The sequence below is a fragment of the Paraburkholderia hayleyella genome, assembly GCF_009455685.1.
GTDB classification, from domain to species: Bacteria; Pseudomonadota; Gammaproteobacteria; order Burkholderiales; family Burkholderiaceae; genus Paraburkholderia; species Paraburkholderia hayleyella.
The window spans coordinates 2,421,200-2,439,229 of record NZ_QPES01000001.1 but is presented as its reverse complement, the minus strand read 5'-3'; the positions used below and the strand labels follow the sequence as shown (position 1 = coordinate 2,439,229).

Genomic DNA, 18,030 nt, shown 5'->3' with positions numbered 1-18,030 from the left:
GTGGCGCGGGAATGCCGCTGGTGGAAAAACGGGTTAATTCGTGTTTGCTATGTCATGCATTGCGCTTAAAAATTCAGACATGTCTTTGTGTGTGGCGACATAATCCAGATTTTTTAATTTATAGCTTGTGCAATAAATTCCAGAAAACAGAACTTCCAGTAATTTTATTGCGTCAGGATGTTTCATGCTGCTTTCCTTGTAAAGTGACAGAGATTCCCGGATTTTTTCTTTAAAAGCACCCGTTTTTATTTTAAGCGAGGATTTCAAGGTGAGGTTGGCTATATTTTCAGACAGATAGTGATGGTATTGCTTGATCTCGTTTGGTTCGACAGGGTTTTCGTCTTTATTGCGCTCAAACAGGAATTGGTGAAGCTCTGACCCAGGCTTGGCATGATTTTGAATTATTAGCTTGGAGGTATTTTTCCACCTGGCTGAAGGATCTCGAGATATCTGTGCGGCCGATTTGACGATTTCCATTGTATTTATAATTCGTTTTAATTCGTTTCTAATGGATTGATAGTAATAGATATTTAAGGAGTCAAATGTGCCATACTTGTTTTGATTAACAAAAGGGATTTCGAAGAATTTATTGGCATCAGTTGCCAGACGGTTGGCAAGCGCAAGATACTTGTAAAAATAAAAAACATCCGTCACCAGATTTTCTTCTTCAGCGTTGACAAAAGTAATACCCATTGCCTCTTTTTCATTGAGTTTGGAGGTTTCTGGATTGTTTATTTCTTCTGTGAAAAATTGATTAAAAGCAGTGCTGAAAAGTTCCAGCGGGTCTGCCAGGTCGTTATAAATATTTTTTTCTCGTTGTATTTCTGCGGCGCTTTGGGTGAAGGGCAGAAGTGGGAACTCCTTTTTTTGCTGGGGCGGCAGTTTAAATTTGCGGATGCAGAGCAAAATTTTCTTGCTGTCTGAAAAATCGTTGCCTTCGATTAAGGTTTTAATTTCATCTGTGAATTCCTGATTAAGCGAATTATTTATAACTTGATCGCTTTTTCCCATCAGAAGTTTGGGTGAAAATATTAATTTAGGATGAGACTGTACGCTTGGGTCATAGTCGGTGGCATCTGGTTTTGCTTTTGCGGCCGTGGCTAATAAAGTTTTATATAAATTCTGCTGTGTAGATTGGGTGGAAGTAAGATTGGCTCGGATCATGTGATATGTGTAATTTTAAAATAATAAAACCATGAGTTTCATCATGGCTGGGCAGGCGTAAATAACGCAAGAGTTGCCTGGGCTGGGTTCTTCAGCAGTTGTCTGAAGTAGTTAGTGAGTAACATGGCAGCTTGACCCGTTCCAGAATTCGCCCTGCCTGCCACATGTCCCGCAGCAAGAAACAGATGATTTTCCGCCGCCGCCTGCTGGCCGCGTTGCGTGGTGAATCGTCGCGGAAACCGGGGGGCGCGGGAAATATATCCGATGCCCGACAGCGGCACAGCGTATAGTCAGGCGACTCTTAACGTCTCTAATCATTCTGGGGGAAGCATCATGGCCGATTTATATCCTGCGCTGTATAAAGATTTCGAAGTTCACCCGCTCGTGTTTTCCCGCAAGTTCGACAAGTTCGATGGCCACAAACGCCAGGCCGAGGGCTATGACGTTGCGGTGCGCGTGTGCCGTCCGGGCGCGATCAGCGGCTCGAAAGCGAGCCGCGTGTTTCGTCTGTTGCAGACGCTGACGTTCTCCGATTTTGGCGTGGCCAAGCGCAGCGCCAGCCAGTATGGCGCGGACATTATCGACGGCAAGATCAAGGGCGCGACGGTCGCCGATCTCTGAAGACGAAAATAAGTGACGGATTCGTTTGACGGCCAGGCCTGACTGCCCGTAGAATCCGGTCTCTCTGACGCGGGGTGGAGCAGTCTGGCAGCTCGTCGGGCTCATAACCCGAAGGTCACAGGTTCAAATCCTGTCCCCGCAACCCGCTTGATCCAGCGCCGCCCGCTACAGCAACCTGTACCGGGCGGCGTTGTTGTATCTGGCTGGGTGAGGGGTTCTTTTCTGCGCGGACCTTGGCCCGCTCGTCTTGGCTTGCCGGAAACACTGTATTTTTGTACAGTGCTGGCATTGTGCCTGTTTCCTCTATTTTTCCCTTTTCGCCGGGTTCCACGGCATCGCCGCTGCGCAAGATCATTCATTGCGATTGCGACTGTTTTTATGCATCGGTCGAAATGCGTGATGACCCTGCGTTACGTGGCCGCCCGCTTGCCGTAGGCGGCCAGCCTGGGCAGCGCGGGGTCGTGGCGGCTTGCAATTACGAGGCGCGCCGCTTTGGCGTGCATTCGGCCATGCCGTCGGCGCTCGCGTTGCGCAAATGCCCGGCGCTGCTGATCGTGCCGCCCGCGATGGATAAGTACCGCGCGGTGTCACGCCAGATCATGGCGATCTATCACGATTACACCGCGGAGGTCGAACCCTTGTCGCTCGATGAGGCTTACCTCGATGTCACGCAGACAGAGCGTTGCCGTGGCAGCGCGACGCTGATGGCGGCCGAGATCCGCGAGCGTGTGCGGATGAGTGTCGGCGTGACGGTCTCGGCAGGAGTTGCGCCGAACAAGTTCGTAGCCAAGATCGCATCGGACTGGAACAAGCCCGATGGCCTGTACGTCGTGCGTCCGCACGAGGTCGACGCCTTCGTGGCGGCGCTGCCGGTGCGCAAGCTGTTTGGTGTGGGCAAGGTGACGGCGGCCCGGCTCGAAAAGCTGGGCGTGACCACCTGCGCCGAATTACGCGAGTGGCCGCTAGTGGCCCTGCATGGGGAGTTTGGCGTTTTTGGCACGCGTCTCTATGAGCTTTCGCGGGGTATCGACATGCGTCCGGTGCAAGCAGACCGGGAACGTAAATCCGTCAGCGTCGAGACCACTTATGTAACCGATTTGCGCACCTATGACGAATGCGCTGCCGAGCTGGTGCATTTGACGCAATTGCTGGATGCGCGCATTGCGCGTGTCGGGGCCGCGTCCGCGGTGTGCAAGTTATTCGTCAAGCTGCGCTTCGCTGATTTTCAGCGCACCACGGTTGAGTGCGTCGGTACGGCCACGCATGTGCCCACGCTGCTGGGCTTGCTTGAAAAAGGCTTCGCGCGGCGCAGCCAGCCCGTGGTGCGGCTGCTGGGTGTGGGCGTGCGGCTGGAAGAGGGCCTGGCGCCAAACGGGCAATACGGGCTGTTTGATGAGGGTGCTTGAAGCGAACCCGCCCGGTGAGCCGGGCGGGCTACGTGCCTGATGGCGCTATGCGGTCATGCCGTTATGCCGCAGCAGCGCATCGACGCTGGGTTCGCGGCCACGGAAGGCCTTGAATGACTCCATCGCGCTGCGGCTGCCGCCCACTTCAAGAATTTCCTTGCGATAACGCCGGCCTGTTGCCGCATCGAGCACGCTGCCCTGGCTGGCCTCGGCCGCTTCCTCGAAGGCGGCGTAGGCATCGGCTGACAGCACTTCGGCCCACTTGTAGCTGTAATAGCCTGCGGCATAACCGCCCGCGAAGATGTGGCTGAAGGTATTGAGCCAGCGCGAGAACGCCGCTTGCGGAATCACATGGAACTGCTGGTTGATATCGCGGGCCAGATCCATTGGGCTCAGGGGCCCCGCCGGATCGAAATCGACGTGCAGGCGCATGTCGGTCAGCGAAAACACGATCTGCCGTAACGTGCCAAGGCCGCTCTGGAAGTTTTTCGCCGCGAGCATCTTGTCGAAGAGCGCACGGGGCAGCGGCGCGGCGCTATCGACGTGCGAGGTCATGCCGCTGAGCACATCCCATTCCCAGCAGAAATTTTCCATGAATTGCGAGGGCAGCTCGACAGCGTCCCACTCGACCCCGTTGATGCCCGAGACGCCTGCTTCATCGACTTGCGTCAGCATGTGATGCAGCCCGTGGCCGAACTCGTGGAATAGCGTGATGACTTCGTCATGCGTGAAGCACGCGGGTTTGCCGCCAACGGGCGCAGAGAAATTGCAGGTCAGGTAGGCCACGGGGGTTTGCACGCCCTGGGCATGGCGCCGCCGGGTGCGGGCATCGTCCATCCAGGCGCCGCCGCGTTTGCCTTCGCGGGCGTACAGGTCCAGATAAAACTGCGCGATGAGCGCGCCGTCTTGCCGCTCCACCCGGAAAAAGCGCACGTCCGGATGCCAGGCGACGGCCTCGTCGGGGCGAATGCGCACATCGAAGAGGGTTTCGGTGACGTTGAACAGGCCCTTGAGCACGATGTCTTGCGGGAAGTACTGTTTGACCTCGTTTTCAGAGAAGGCGTAGCGCTTTTGCCGCAAGCGCTCGGCGGCGAAGGCCATGTCCCAGGGCTGCAAGTCGCTCAAGGCGAGTTCGCTGGCGGCGAATTCGCGTAATTCCTGCCAGTCCTGTTCCGCATAGGGGCGGGCCCGCACGGCCAGGTCGTCGAGAAAGGCGATGACCTGCTCGGGCGATTCCGCCATCTTGGGTGCGAGCGAGACTTGCGCGAAGTTCGCGTAGCCCAGCATGTGCGCCTCTTCGGCACGTAAGGCGAGCTGTTCAGCGATGTTGGCGGTGTTGTCCCATTCGGGCTGGCCGCCGCCGTATAGGACGCCCTGCTCCGAGGCGCGTGTCACATAGGCGCGGTACAGCGTTTCGCGCATCGGGCGGTGCTCCGCATACTGCATCACCGGAAAATACGACGGAAAGTGCAGCGTGAATTTCCAGCCCGGCTGGCCATCGCGTTCAGCGGCTTCACGGGCGGCGGCAATCACGTCGTCGGGCAGGCCCGCGAGTTCGCTCTGCGCTTTGACGTAATACGTGTAGGCGTTGGTGGCATCGAGCACGTGGTCCGAATAGGTTTTGGCCAGTGTGGCCAGGTGCTCCTGCAATTGCGCAAAGCGGGGCTTTTGTTCTTCCGGTAACTCGGCGCCCGACAGGCGGAAGTCGCGCACGGCGTTATCGAGGATCTTCCTGCGCTCGTGCGAGAGCGAGGCGAATTCACCGCTTGCCTTGAGCGCCTTGTATTTGTCGTACAACGCGAGGTTTTGCCCGACGCTAGACCAGAACTCGGTGACGCGCGCCAGGTTGGCGCCGTAGGCTGCGCGTAGTTCGGGCGTATCGGCGACGGCATTCAGATGGCCGATCACCCCCCAGGCGCGCGCAAGCGGCTCGGTGGCGCGTTCGACGGGTTCGACGACATCGGCCCATGAGGCGGGCGTGGCGCTCGCGCTGGCACGCTCGACGGCGGCCTGCGCGGCGGCGAGCAGCACATCGAGGGCGGGGGTGACGTGTTCGGGGCGGATATCGCCAAAGCGGGGCAGATCGCTGAAATCGAGCAGCGGATTATCAGAGGCCGGTTGCGAGAGGGGCATGAGAGGCTTCCTGTCAGGCGCGATGAGCGCGGGGGTGGAGGGCGGGCCGGTGCGCGGCCGAAGCGGGCACCGGATGACCCGGTGATGATCCGATGATGGGGCCGTATGTGCCGATTCCAATCGGGGCAGAGGACAAACTAGCAGAAGTTGGGCCGCCGCGCGCTGGGCGCACGGTGGCCCCAAGCGGCGCAGGCCGTCAGGCCGCCAAGCCGCCAGAAGAGGCGGCGTGGCACGGTTTTAAGCGTGTGCTGCTGCGCGCTCGGCGGCTTCAAGGGTATTGACCAGCAGCATGGTGATGGTCATGGGGCCTACGCCGCCGGGCACAGGCGTGAGATAACCCGCCACGCTGCTGACCCCGGCAAAATCAACATCACCGCAGAGTTTTCCCGCCTCATCGCGGTTCATGCCGACGTCGATCACGGCAGCGCCTGGCTTCACCATCTCTGCCGTCAGGAGGTTGCGCTTGCCCGTGGCGGCCACCACGATATCGGCTGTGCGCGTGTGCGCGGCCAGATCGCGGGTTTTGCTATGACAGACAGTGACGGTCGCGCCGGCATCGAGCAGCATCAGCGCCATGGGCTTGCCGACGATATTGGAGCGGCCGATGACCACGGCATGGGCTCCGGCTAGCTCGATGCCATAGGCTTCGAACATTTTCATCACGCCATACGGTGTGCATGGACGAAACAGCGGTCTGCCTGTCATCAGCGCGCCCGCATTGGCGACGTGAAAGCCATCGACGTCTTTTTCCGCGGCGATGGCTTCGATCACCTTATGGCTGTCGATATGGGCGGGAAGCGGCAACTGTACCAGGATGCCGTGAATCTTCGGGTCCTGGTTGAGCGCCTCGATACGCGCCAGCAGCGCGGTTTGCGTGAGCGTTGCCGGATAGCGCTCGCAGGTCGAGGCGAGGCCGTTGTCCGCACAAGCCTTGATCTTGTTGCGCACATAGACTTCGCTGGCCGGATTGTCGCCAACCAGCACGACGGCGAGACCTGGCTGATGGCCACGGGCAGCAAGCGTGGCGGCGCGCGTGGCGACCTCGGCGCGCAGGGTTTTCGAAAGGGCGTTGCCGTCGATCAGTTGGGCTGTCATGGTCGGTCGAGGAGTGGAGCAGTGGATGGGTGTACCGGTGTATCGGTGTATCGGTGTATCGGTGTATCGCGGTGTATCAGGAAAGCGGATGCGGGAGGATTTCCCGGGAGGAAAAACCGTGACGCGCGCGGGTATCCGTCATGCCCGCCATGCCCGCCATGCCTGCCATGCCTGCCGTGCGCGCCGGGCTGCCGCCGAGCGGCCCGAGCGGCTATACCTGTGCAAACGGCACGGCCTGGCATGGCCGCAAGGGGCGGCATTATACCGGTGTGCCGGGGCCAGGCCGCCCGCGCGGCGCCTCATGGGACGCCGCGCGCGAGCGGTGACGCACCGCAGCGCGGGCGAAAACAGCGGCAAACGATAACCGCGAGCTTGATTTACTGCGGCGGCTGCGGCTTATTGGAGAGCGCGAGACGCAGCAAGTCAGCGACCGTGTTGACGTTGAGTTTTTCCATGATGTTGGCGCGATGCGCTTCGACGGTCTTGATGCTGATGCCCAGATCGTCGGCAATCTGCTTGTTCAGGCGTCCGGCCATGATCCGCTCCAGCACCTGGTGTTCGCGCGCGGTCAGCCGGCTGAGCCGCTCCGAAGTGGCGCGCTGCTGCTGCACGCTGCTGCTTTCGTTGCGTGCGCGCTCCAGCATGCGTTCGACGAGCTTGCGCAATTCGGCTTCATCGAACGGCTTTTCGATGAAATCCATCGCGCCTTTTTTCATCGTCGAAACGGCCATCGGCACGTCGCCGTGGCCCGTGACGAAGATGATCGGCAGCAGGGCATCGTCGGCCATCAGGCGCTCTTGCAACTCAAGGCCGCTCATGCCGGGCATGCGCACGTCAAGGATCAGGCAAGCGATCTGGCCGGGGTGCTGATGGGGCTGCCAGGCTTCGAGAAACTGTTCGGCTCCGGCGAAGCACTGGACGCGATAACCATTCGCTTCCAGCAGCCAGCGCAGCGAATCGCGCACGGCCTCATCGTCATCGACAACAAAGACAGTTTCCTGTGTGACGGCCAGACTGGGACTGTTCATAGCTCTCTCGTAACGGTTCGTGATGGGAAGGCCTGTGTCCCGCTTTGACCTGGAACGTCAGGATCTCCAACAGGCAAGCTGCAATGGAAGGTGGCGCCTGTGATGCGGCCGTCGGCTTCAAGATTGTTGACGACCCACAGGCGCCCCCGGTGCGATTCGATAATCGAACGGCAGATGTTCAGCCCCATGCCCATACCGTCGGACTTGGTGCTGTAAAACGGTTCGAACAGGCGCTCGGCGGTTTTTTCATCGACACCGGGCCCCTGGTCGATCACGCTGATGCAGACAAAACCATGATCGAGCCGCACGACGATCCGGATCACCGGATCAGGCGCCTGAGGGGCGGCGTCATACATGGCTTCGGCGGCGTTTTTGAGCAGGTTCACCAGCACCTGTTCGATCAGTACAGGGTCAACGTAGATCACGGGCAGGCGCGAGCGCAGTTCGGTGACGATGCGGATGCGGCGCTTGCGTACCTCGATTTCAGCGAGACCGACGGCATCGGCGACGATATCCGCGACACGGCTGGCCTGGCGTTTGGGTTCGCTGCGTTTTACAAACTCGCGGATGCGCTTGATGATCATCCCGGCGCGCACCGCCTGCTGCGAGGTTTTTTCGAGGGCGGGCAACAGGTTGTCCGCCGTGGAGCGCCCCGAGCGCACCAGCGCGACCGCGCCGGAGCAGTAGTTGTTGATCGCGGCCAGCGGCTGATTGAGCTCATGCGCCAGCGACGACGCCATTTCGCCCATCGTCATCAGGCGGCTGGTGAACTGCAGTTTTTCGTCTTGCTGCCGTGCCAGCTCCTGGGCTTCCTTGCGCGTGGTGATATCGGTGGCGATCTGCATTTGCGCCAGATGCCCATCCACCCACTGAATATACTGGCGCCGCACTTCGAACCATTTCTGGATGCTCTGCACATAGACTTCCTGGGCATCGGCGGCGCTTTCAGTCAGGGCCGCAGCGGGCAGGCCGGCATAGGCGTCGACCATGTCGATCGAATCCGATGAGGCCTCGCCCGCATCGAAGGCGTCACCGGCGAGTTCCAGATGGCCGTCGGGCCGGATGCCGAACAGATGGCGGTAGTAGCGGTTGGCGAACAGCAGCTCGGCCTCGTCGGCGGCCAGCACCGAGACCGCCGCGTCAAGGCTCTCCAGCACGGTGGTGAAGCGTTCATGGGCGGCGGCGAGTTCTTCGCGGGCCCGTTTGGGTTCGGTGATGTCGGTCATCGACGACATCCAGCCGGTTTGCCGCCCCGCGCTATCGATCAGCGGCGAGACATAAAGGCGTGCGTGGAACAGCGAACCGTCCTTGCGCCGCACGCGCAGCTCGAACCCCGACGAGGGCGCCTTGCCGCGCAAAGTCATTTCGTACTGGCGCTGCATTTCGGGATAAGCGTCGTGCGGCCAGTAAGGAAAGGGGGCGAGCTTGCCGACCAGATCGCTTTCATCCCAGCCGGTCATGCGGCAAAACGCGGGGTTCACGTGGGTGATGCGGCCATGCATGTCGAGCACGCGCATGCCGATCAGCACGGAGTTTTCCATGGCCCGGCGAAAGAACGCTTCGGCGTACAGCGCCTGTTGCGCCTCAAAGCGCTGGCGGGTGTGCTTCCACAGGCTCCAGAGGCTCCACAGCACGAAACACGACAGCCCGGCTACCAGCCAGACCAGCGTGTTGTTCGTGAAGTTGGTCATCTGCGGATAGGCATAGACCCTGACCGACACGCCCTGGCCGGGAGGATCGAGCGGCAGGTCGTAGGAGGCGTCGCGCGGCAGGCGGGGGCGAGTGGAGGTGGTCGCCAGTTCGCGGTTATTGACGTCGATGATCGAGATTTTGTATTTCGCGGAGAGCTCGGGCGGGATGTCGTGTTTCAGGATGCCTTCGATCGAAAACACCGTGGCAATCGAGCCCAGAAACTCCCGTTCACGATAGACCGGCGTTTGCAGTGTGAGATAGCCGTTGCCGAGGTCGTCATAGATCAGCGGCGAATAGATTTGCCGGCGCGTGCTGCGCGCCTCGCTGAAGGCGGCCTTGACGGCTTCGTCCATCTGCGCGTCGCTGGGCCGCGTGAGGCGCTGGCTGAAAATGGACAAGGCGGTGGTGGGCCAGCGCGGCTGCTGCTCGCTGATGTACCAGTTCATGTAGAGGATCTCGGGATGCCCCTGCATGATGTCCGCCGTTGCTTTCTGGAATGAATGAGGATCGGCGCGGGCGACAACCAGATCGCGGGCGAGTGCCTGGACCTGCTCTTGCGAGCTGGTCATCGACAGACGGATTTGCTGCTGCGCCCAGGCAACGTTGCGGTAAAGGGTGTCTTCCTGCTGCTGCCGCTCGCGCCGGTTCAGGCTCCAGAGGATCAGGCTCATGACGATCAGAAAGACGAGGATCGACAGAAGCGGCGTGAGTAGATAGGAATTGGACCACCATGGTCCATGGTGCCAGCGGGACGGCGACGAATCCGCCGGCGAACCAGACGGGCGCGCCGAGCGTGCAAAAAGCCGTTCGGTCAACATGGCAGGCATTGTAGCGCAGCAGGTACGGCGCAAATGGCGCAAAAAACGGCGAATCCCGGCCTGAGGGTTGATTCAGGATCATGCCCAGGGGAAACCCTTGGCTGCCCGGTGATTTTTATGAGATAAAGCATGAAATTGAGCGCAAGATCAGGGTGCGTTGCAGCAATTTTCCGCATTATGGGAAACCATCCCGTCATTCGAAAGTTTTGTTGCGCAGATCACGAACGGCTTATTACAATCGTCCGCACGTTGCCGCGGCGGGGTCTGGTCCGCGTCGTCTGTTCAAGAGCGTTCCTTATATTCAGGAGACGAGCATGTCTGCAGTACCCGATGAAGTCATGAAATATGTCGCCACCGATAAAGACGACGACCCACAGGAAACCGGTGAATGGCTGGAAGCGCTTGATGGCGTGATTTCCGCCATGGGCCCTGACCGCGCTCACTATCTGATCGAAAAGCAGATCGAATTTGCCCGCGTACATGGCGAGCATCTGCCGTTTTCCGCCAATACCCCCTATATCAATACGATTCCGCTGACCGCCCAGGCCAAAATTCCGGGCGACCAGGATATCGAACACCGTATCCGTTCGTACACGCGCTGGAATGCCATCGCCATGGTGCTACGGGCGGGCAAGGAAACCAACGTTGGCGGCCATATTGCTTCGTTTGCGTCCGCCGCAACGCTTTATGACGTTGGCTTCAATCACTTTTGGCATGCGCCGTCCGAGGCGCATGGCGGCGATCTGGTCTTCATTCAGGGCCATTCATCGCCGGGCATCTATTCGCGCGCGTTTTTACTGGGCCGCCTGTCGGCCGCGCAGCTCGATCATTTCCGCCAGGAAGTGGGCGGCGAAGGGATTTCGTCCTATCCGCACCCGTGGCTGATGCCTGATTTCTGGCAGTTCCCGACGGTTTCGATGGGCCTCGGGCCGATCATGGCGATCTACCAGGCGCGCTTCATGAAGTACCTGCAAGCGCGTGGCATCGCCCAAACCGATGGGCGCAAGGTCTGGGCCTTCCTCGGCGACGGCGAGACGGACGAGCCGGAATCGCTCGGCGCGATTGGCATGGCGGGCCGCGAACGGCTGGATAACCTCGTCTTCGTCATCAACTGCAATTTGCAGCGGCTGGATGGCCCGGTGCGCGGCAATGGCAAGATCATCCAGGAGCTCGAAAGCGAATTCCGGGGTGCAGGCTGGAACGTGATCAAGGTGATCTGGGGCAGCCGTTGGGATGCCCTGTTCGCCCGCGACAAATCAGGCGCGCTGATGCGCCGGATGATGGAAGTCGTCGACGGCGAGTATCAAACCTACAAGTCGGAATCCGGCGCCTTTGTGCGCGAGCACTTTTTCAATACATCGGAGCTTCGCGCGCTGGTGGCGGACTGGTCCGATGAAGACATCTGGAACCTGAACCGCGGCGGCCACGATCCCCACAAGATTTACGCGGCGTTCCAGCAGGCGTCCCAGGCTGTCAGGCAGCCCACCGTGATCCTGGCGAAGACGATCAAGGGTTATGGCATGGGCGAAGCGGGCCAGGCGATGAACATCACCCACCAGCAAAAGAAAATGCAGGTGGAGCAGCTCAAGAAGTTCCGCGACCAGTTCCGTTTGCCGATTTCCGACGACGATATCGGCAACGTGCCCTATCTGACGTTCGAGGAAGGTTCCAAAGAACTCGAATACATGCGTGCGCGCCGCCAGGAACTGGGTGGCTATCTGCCCGCCCGCCGGCAAAAGGCCGAGCCCTTGCCGATACCCGCGCTCGACGCGTTCGAGGCGGTGCTCAAGGGCACAGGCGAAGGCCGCGAGATTTCAACCACGATGGCTTTCGTGCGCATTCTCAACATCCTGCTCAAGGACAAGGCGCTCGGTAAGCGCATCGTGCCGATCGTTCCGGACGAGTCCCGTACTTTCGGCATGGAAGGCCTGTTCCGCCAGATCGGCATCTGGAACCAGGACGGCCAGAAGTACGTGCCGGAAGATTCCGACCAGTTGATGTTCTATCGTGAATCGGAAACCGGCCAGATTCTTCAGGAAGGGATCAACGAAGCCGGTGGCATGTGCGACTGGATCGCGGCCGCCACGTCGTATTCGACGCATGGCGAGATCATGATTCCGTTTTACATTTTCTATTCGATGTTCGGCTTCCAGCGCATTGGCGACCTGGCCTGGGCCGCGGGCGACATGCGCTCGCGCGGCTTCCTGCTGGGCGGCACGGCAGGGCGTACCACGCTGAACGGCGAAGGCTTGCAGCACGAGGATGGCCATTCCTTGCTATGGGCCGCCTCGGTGCCGAACTGCATCAGCTATGACCCGACCTTCGGCTATGAGCTGGCGGTCATCATGCAAGACGGGCTGCGCCGCATGATGCAAGAGCAGGAAGACGTGTACTACTACGTCACCGTGATGAACGAAAACTACGAGCATCCCGCGATGCCGCAGGGCGATAGCGTAGCCGCCGACATCATCAAGGGCATGTACGCGTTCCGCAAGGCCGAGGCGGCGGGCAACGCGCCACGGGTGCAACTGATGGGCGCGGGCACGATCTTCAATGAGGTGATTGCTGCCGCGGAACTGTTGCACAAGGACTGGGGCGTGGCCGCTGATCTATGGAGCGTGCCAAGCTTTACCGAACTGGCCCGCGAAGGCCATGAAGTCCAGCGCTGGAACCTGCTGCACCCGGCCGAGGCCCGCAAGATCTCGCACGTCGAGAAGCTGCTGACGGGCACGAAAGGGCCGGTGATCGCTTCCACCGATTACGTCCGCGCGCTGACCGAACAGATCCGGGCCTTTGTGCCGCAACGTTTTGTCGTGCTCGGCACGGATGGCTACGGCCGCTCGGATACACGCGAAAAGCTGCGCCACTTCTTCGAAGTCGATCGCTACTGGGTAACGGTCGCTGCGTTGAATGCACTGGCAGATGAGGGCACGATCGAACGCTCGGTCGTTGCCGAGGCGCTCAAGAAGTACAACCTTGATCCCGCCAAACCTAACCCGATGACCGTCTAACGCATCATCCCCCGCGTGCCGTGACGCGCCGCCGTTTTCAGGCGTGCGCGGGCACGGTTCAGGAGACATCAACAATGAGTCAAGCGATCGAAGTCAAGGTGCCGGATATCGGCGATTACAAGGACATTCCTGTGATCGAAGTGCTGGTGAAGGCGGGTGATGCCGTCGAAAAAGAGCAGTCGCTGGTCACGCTGGAATCCGACAAGGCGACGATGGATGTGCCGAGCCCGGCTGCGGGCACGGTCAAGGAAGTGAAGGTCAGCCAGGGCGATAACGTGTCCGAGGGCACGCTGATCGTGGTGCTGGAAGGGGCTGCAGGTAGCGCCGCGGTGAATGGCGCAGCGGGCCATGCGGAGTCCGCGCCTTCGCCTGCCCCGGCGCCTGCCCCGGCGCCTGCTCCAGCACCGGCTGCGGCACCTGCTCCCGCGCCCGCTGCGGCGGGTGGCGTTCAGGAAGTCAAGGTCCCGGATGTCGGCGATTACAAAGACATTCCCGTGATTGAGGTGGCGGTCAAGGTAGGCGATCGCATCGAAAAAGAGCAGTCGCTGGTCACGCTCGAATCCGACAAGGCAACGATGGATGTGCCGAGCCCGCTTGCGGGCGTTGTCAAGGAAGTCAAGGTCAAGGTGGGCGACGCCGTCTCAGAAGGCTCGGTGATCGTGCTGGTTGAAGCAGCCGTGGCAACTGCGGCGGCTGCGGCGTCCGCCCCTCAGGCTGCGGCAGCCAGCACCCGGCCCGCGGAGGCGCCGCAGGTGCCCGCACCCGCTGCAACGGCTGCGCCCTCCGCACTGGCCCAGGCACCGGTCATTCCTGCTGGCGAAGGGGGGACGCGCCAGGCGAGCCATGCCTCGCCTTCCGTGCGTAAATTCGCGCGCGAGCTGGGTGTTGACGTGGCGCGCGTGCGGGGCAGCGGTCCGAAAGGGCGCATTACCCAGGCGGATGTGACGGCCTTTATCAAGGGTGTGATGACGGGGCAAGGCACGGCCTCTTCGGCCGGCGCGGCGGGCAGTGGCGGTGGTGAGCTGAACCTGCTGCCATGGCCGAAGATCGACTTCACGAAGTTTGGCCCGATCGAGCCCAAACCGCTGTCGCGCATCAAGAAAATTTCGGGTGCCAACTTGCATCGCAACTGGGTCATGATCCCGCACGTCACGAACAACGACGAAGCGGATATCACTGAGCTTGAAGCGCTGCGCGTGCAGTTGAACAAGGAAAACGAAAAAGCAGGCGTGAAGGTCACGATGCTGGCTTTCGTGATCAAGGCGGTGGTGTCGGCGCTGAAGAAATTCCCGACGTTCAACACCAGTCTTGATGGCGACAATCTGGTCTACAAGCAGTATTACCACGTTGGGTTTGCCGCCGATACGCCAAATGGCCTCGTCGTACCCGTCATTCGTGATGCGGACAAAAAGGGCTTGCTTGATATCGCACGTGAAATGACCGAACTGTCGAAGGCCGCGCGCGAAGGCAAACTCAAGCCTGATCAGATGCAAGGCGGCTGTTTCTCGATTTCATCGCTGGGCGGGATTGGCGGAACGAACTTCACACCGATTATCAACGCGCCCGAAGTCGCCATTCTGGGCCTGTCGCGCGGCGCGATGAAGCCGGTCTGGGATGGCAAGCAGTTCGTGCCACGGTTGATGTTGCCGCTGTCGCTGTCCTACGATCACCGCGTGGTGGATGGTGCTGAAGCCGCACGTTTCAACGCTTTCCTGGCCGCTATTCTTGCCGATTTCCGGCGTGTAATCCTTTGATCGCTGAATAGGTACTTGCTGGCGGGAGTGCGGCCCTGACGGCTGCGCTCCCGCTTATTTTCCTGTGAACGCGATTAATAAAAGAAGGGGACACTGATGAGTCTCATCGAAGTAAAAGTGCCGGACATCGGCGATTTCAAGGAAGTCGATGTCATTGAAGTCAACATCAAGCCAGGCGATGTGATCGAGAACGAGCAGGCGTTGATGACGCTCGAATCGGACAAGGCCTCGATTGAAGTGCCCAGCGATGTGGCGGGCACCGTTAAGGAAGTCCGCGTGAAAGCGGGTGACAAGGTTTCAGAGGGGACGGTGATTGCGCTTGTCGAGGCCTCGGCGGCCACGCCGGCCAAGGAAACCGGGGCCCGGGCGGCAACACCGGCTCCGGCTCCGGCTCCGGCTCCGGCTTCAGTGGCAAAAAGCACAGCGAGTGCGGCTCCTGCGCCGCAGGCCGGTCATTTCTCGGGCAAGGCTGATGTCGAATGCGACATGCTCGTGCTGGGCTCGGGCCCGGGCGGTTATTCCGCGGCGTTTCGTTCGGCGGATCTGGGCATGAAAACGGTTCTGGTCGAGCGTTATGCCACGCTGGGCGGCGTTTGCCTGAATGTCGGCTGTATTCCATCCAAGGCGCTGTTGCATACGGCGCTCGTGATGGATGAAGCCGCGGCGCTGGCCACGCATGGCATCACATTCGGCAAGCCGCAAATCGATCTCGACCGTCTGCGCGAGTTCAAGTCCGGCGTGGTCAAAAAGCTGACCAGCGGGCTGGCCGGGATGGCGAAGGCCCGCAAGGTGGAGGTATTGACCGGTGTGGGAGCGTTTGTCGATCCGCATCATCTGGAAGTGCAGACGGAGAATGGCAAGAAGGTCGTCAAGTTCCGTCAGGCCATCATTGCCGCGGGTTCGCAAGCCGTGAAGCTGCCGTTTATTCCTGACGATCCACGGGTGGTCGATTCCACCGGTGCGCTGGAACTGAGGCAGGTGCCCCAGCGCATGCTGGTGATTGGCGGCGGCATCATTGGCCTTGAAATGGCGACGGTGTACGCAACGCTCGGCGCGCAAATCGACGTCGTGGAAATGCTCGACGGGCTGATGATGGGTGCGGACCGCGATCTCGTGAAAGTCTGGGAGAAGTACAACAGCAAACGGTTTGCCAACCTGATGCTGAAAACCCGAACGACTCGGGCTGAAGCGAAAGACGATGGCATCTATGTGTCGTTCGAGGGCGAGCAGGCACCGGCTGAGGCCCAGCGTTACGATCTCGTGCTGGTGGCGGTGGGGCGTAGCCCGAACGGCCGGAAAATCGGAGCTGAGCAAGCGGGCGTTGTCGTGACCGAGCGCGGTTTTATCGACGTCGACAAGCAGATGCGCACGAACGTACCGCATATTTTTGCCATTGGCGATATCGTGGGTCAGCCCATGCTGGCGCATAAGGCCGTGCATGAAGGGCACGTCGCGGCAGAGGCGGCTCACGGTGAAAAAGCGTATTTCGATGCGTTGCAGATTCCTTCGGTGGCCTATACCGATCCAGAAGTGGCGTGGGCGGGCAAAACGGAAGATCAATGCAAGGCCGAAGGGATCCAGTACGGCAAGGCGGTTTTCCCGTGGGCGGCATCTGGCCGGGCGATTGCCAATGGTCGGGATGAAGGCTTTACCAAGCTGATCTTCGATAAAGCCAGCCACCGGGTGATAGGAGGCGGCATTGTCGGCCTGAATGCGGGTGACCTGATCAGCGAAGTGTGTCTGGCTATCGAGATGGGTGCGGACGCGACCGATATCGGCAAGACCATTCACCCTCATCCGACGCTGGGCGAATCAATAGGTATGGCGGCGGAGCTGTATGAAGGCGTCTGCACTGATTTACCGCCGCAGAAGAAAAAATAATGAGGTTGTGCTGAGCCGGTGAGCCGTGATTCCGGCCAGATGAAAGCGATAAAAAAGCGCGCCTGGGGTATGAACTGCACCCCAGGCGCGCTTTTTTTGTACGCCCGTGGCCGGGCGCTGCTAACGGTTGGCTGCTAGCGGTTGGCCGCTAGCTGTTTCAGCCTGAACTCAGGCTTTTTTGGCCGTGCGCGAAGCTTGGGCCGCGGCGGCTTGCGAAGCGGCTTTCGATGCAGCGGAAGCGGCTGCATTGAAGTTGCTTTCTGCGATTTCGACGGCTTGCCGGGCTGCCTTGTGCACTGTTTCGTAAGTGGTGTTGGCTGCGGTGATGGCCGACTTGATGACGGCAACCGCTGTTTCTGAACCTGCCGGTGCGTTTTTCGCGGCGTTGTCGATCAACGATTGCACCTTGCGGTTTTGTTCTTCGTACTGTGTTTCGGCAACACGGGCGAATTCGTTTTGTGTTGCCGACAGGATTTCGTACAGGTGACGGCTATAAGACAAGGCTTTTTCTGCAACCGGCTGGCTCAGGCTGGCTTGCAGCGCGAGGAGTTCCTGTGCGTCTTTTACCGACAGCGCGCGTTGTGCGTTTTCCTGGGTTTCCGCGAGGGTCGATTTCACAACTTGCAGATTCAGTTCAACCAGTTTTTCAACGCCTTCGAAAGCCTTGGCTGTCAAGCCGAACAGTGCTTCGAGATTGGCTTTTTGGGCTGCGGCGAATTGTTCTGGGGTCAGCATTGTCACGTTTTTCGCTCCTGAAAACGATCCGTCTGATGTGGATCGTGTGGGGTTAAGTGGCTGTTTAATATAAAAATAATAGAAAAATTTAAAGGGTGATCCAAGCTGGGGAACTGTCTGGTTTAGTTTGATGCGCCGCAGCAATGGATGCCATTTTAGGATGGGCGGAGCGAATGTCAAGTATTTTTTGTGCGCCGCACAATGTCGATAAATTATCGATAAAACAATGATTTAAACAAAATGAATAATTTGAGATTGAAACAGGAAAATTCTTTTCCGGGAAAAATCGAGATGTATTAAAAAAATATATGCAGGGCCTGTTTATGGCGGGGCATGCTACGTGCCCGTGTAGCGCTTGTGTACCCGGTACCGCTAAATCTAATATCATCGTGGAACGTTCCGCTTTTGCTGTAGTCGAATGCCCGGTTTGATCGTAATTTCTGCGTGGCACCTGGTTTATCAACACATCTGGCAACCCATGTTGTCTGGCCCTGCGCTGGTTTCCCGGGCTGGACACGATGTTTGGGACCCACGCCGGATCGTGATCGTCCCTGGCAAATGAGTGTGGGCCTGGCGCCCAAGTCTAGTGGACCTCTCATTTATTTTTGTCGCAGATACGCATTGCGGCTACGGGTCTGCCTGATTCGATCGAAATTTGCGATCGAGTGCTTTGATTTGATTGGGTTTTAGCA

The 18,030-nt window shown here is 59.4% G+C and carries 12 protein-coding genes and 1 tRNA gene; 7 read left to right on the top strand and 6 right to left on the bottom strand.

Features of this window, described 5'->3' with window-relative positions; translation table 11 throughout:
* Positions 1-33 precede the first annotated feature (33 nt).
* Positions 34-1,164: a hypothetical protein gene (locus GH657_RS10780; protein WP_153100759.1), complete on the bottom strand. Its 1,131-nt coding sequence runs from the start codon at positions 1,162-1,164 to the stop codon at positions 34-36.
* Between the two features lie 333 nt (positions 1,165-1,497).
* Here GH657_RS10780 and GH657_RS10775 point away from each other — a divergent pair, with 333 nt between their 5' ends.
* From GH657_RS10775 to dinB, 3 genes are all read left to right on the top strand, one after another.
* Positions 1,498-1,785: a hypothetical protein gene (locus GH657_RS10775; protein ID WP_153100758.1), complete on the top strand. Its 288-nt coding sequence runs from the start codon at positions 1,498-1,500 to the stop codon at positions 1,783-1,785.
* Between the two features lie 68 nt (positions 1,786-1,853).
* Positions 1,854-1,927: transfer RNA gene (locus tag GH657_RS10770), tRNA-Met, on the top strand.
* Positions 1,928-2,072: 145 nt separating this feature from the next.
* Complete coding sequence (dinB, locus tag GH657_RS10765; RefSeq protein WP_153101721.1) at positions 2,073-3,191, top strand: DNA polymerase IV; 1,119 nt, start codon at positions 2,073-2,075, stop codon at positions 3,189-3,191.
* Positions 3,192-3,236: 45 nt separating this feature from the next.
* Here dinB and GH657_RS10760 read toward each other — a convergent pair whose 3' ends face one another.
* Both GH657_RS10760 and folD read right to left on the bottom strand, forming a co-directional pair.
* On the bottom strand, positions 3,237-5,324 hold the full coding sequence (locus GH657_RS10760) for a M3 family metallopeptidase (protein WP_153100757.1): 2,088 nt from the start codon (positions 5,322-5,324) through the stop codon (positions 3,237-3,239).
* A 237-nt stretch (positions 5,325-5,561) separates the two neighbouring features.
* The gene (folD, locus tag GH657_RS10755) at positions 5,562-6,419 is read right to left on the bottom strand and encodes a bifunctional methylenetetrahydrofolate dehydrogenase/methenyltetrahydrofolate cyclohydrolase FolD (RefSeq protein ID WP_153100756.1); all 858 of its coding nucleotides are present in this window, start codon (positions 6,417-6,419) and stop codon (positions 5,562-5,564) included.
* Between the two features lie 140 nt (positions 6,420-6,559).
* On the opposite strand from folD, the gene GH657_RS10750 reads away from it, so the two are divergent.
* Positions 6,560-6,745: a hypothetical protein gene (locus GH657_RS10750; RefSeq protein ID WP_153100755.1), complete on the top strand. Its 186-nt coding sequence runs from the start codon at positions 6,560-6,562 to the stop codon at positions 6,743-6,745.
* A 51-nt stretch (positions 6,746-6,796) separates the two neighbouring features.
* On the opposite strand, the gene fixJ is transcribed toward GH657_RS10750, so the two are convergent.
* Positions 6,797-7,447 carry an oxygen response regulator transcription factor FixJ gene (fixJ, locus tag GH657_RS10745; protein ID WP_153100754.1) on the bottom strand — a complete coding sequence of 217 codons (651 nt, stop codon included), beginning with the start codon at positions 7,445-7,447 and terminating at the stop codon, positions 6,797-6,799.
* Positions 7,444-9,957, bottom strand: a complete 2,514-nt coding sequence (fixL, locus tag GH657_RS10740; RefSeq protein WP_220094861.1) for an oxygen sensor histidine kinase FixL — start codon at positions 9,955-9,957, stop codon at positions 7,444-7,446. Before fixL ends, fixJ begins: the two co-directional genes overlap by 4 nt.
* 314 nt (positions 9,958-10,271) lie before the next feature.
* Between fixL and aceE the strand changes: the two genes are divergently transcribed.
* From aceE to lpdA, 3 genes are all read left to right on the top strand, one after another.
* Positions 10,272-12,968, top strand: coding sequence for a pyruvate dehydrogenase (acetyl-transferring), homodimeric type (aceE, locus tag GH657_RS10735; RefSeq protein ID WP_153100752.1), 2,697 nt, complete (start codon positions 10,272-10,274; stop codon positions 12,966-12,968).
* Between the two features lie 74 nt (positions 12,969-13,042).
* On the top strand, positions 13,043-14,722 hold the full coding sequence (aceF, locus tag GH657_RS10730; RefSeq protein WP_153100751.1) for a dihydrolipoyllysine-residue acetyltransferase: 1,680 nt from the start codon (positions 13,043-13,045) through the stop codon (positions 14,720-14,722).
* 96 nt (positions 14,723-14,818) lie between these two features.
* Positions 14,819-16,603: a dihydrolipoyl dehydrogenase gene (gene lpdA / locus GH657_RS10725; RefSeq protein ID WP_153100750.1), complete on the top strand. Its 1,785-nt coding sequence runs from the start codon at positions 14,819-14,821 to the stop codon at positions 16,601-16,603.
* A 168-nt stretch (positions 16,604-16,771) separates the two neighbouring features.
* On the opposite strand, the gene GH657_RS10720 is transcribed toward lpdA, so the two are convergent.
* Entirely contained in the window at positions 16,772-17,344 is a 573-nt protein-coding gene (locus tag GH657_RS10720) for a phasin family protein (protein ID WP_153100749.1), read from the bottom strand.
* Between the last annotated feature and the right edge of the window lie 686 nt (positions 17,345-18,030).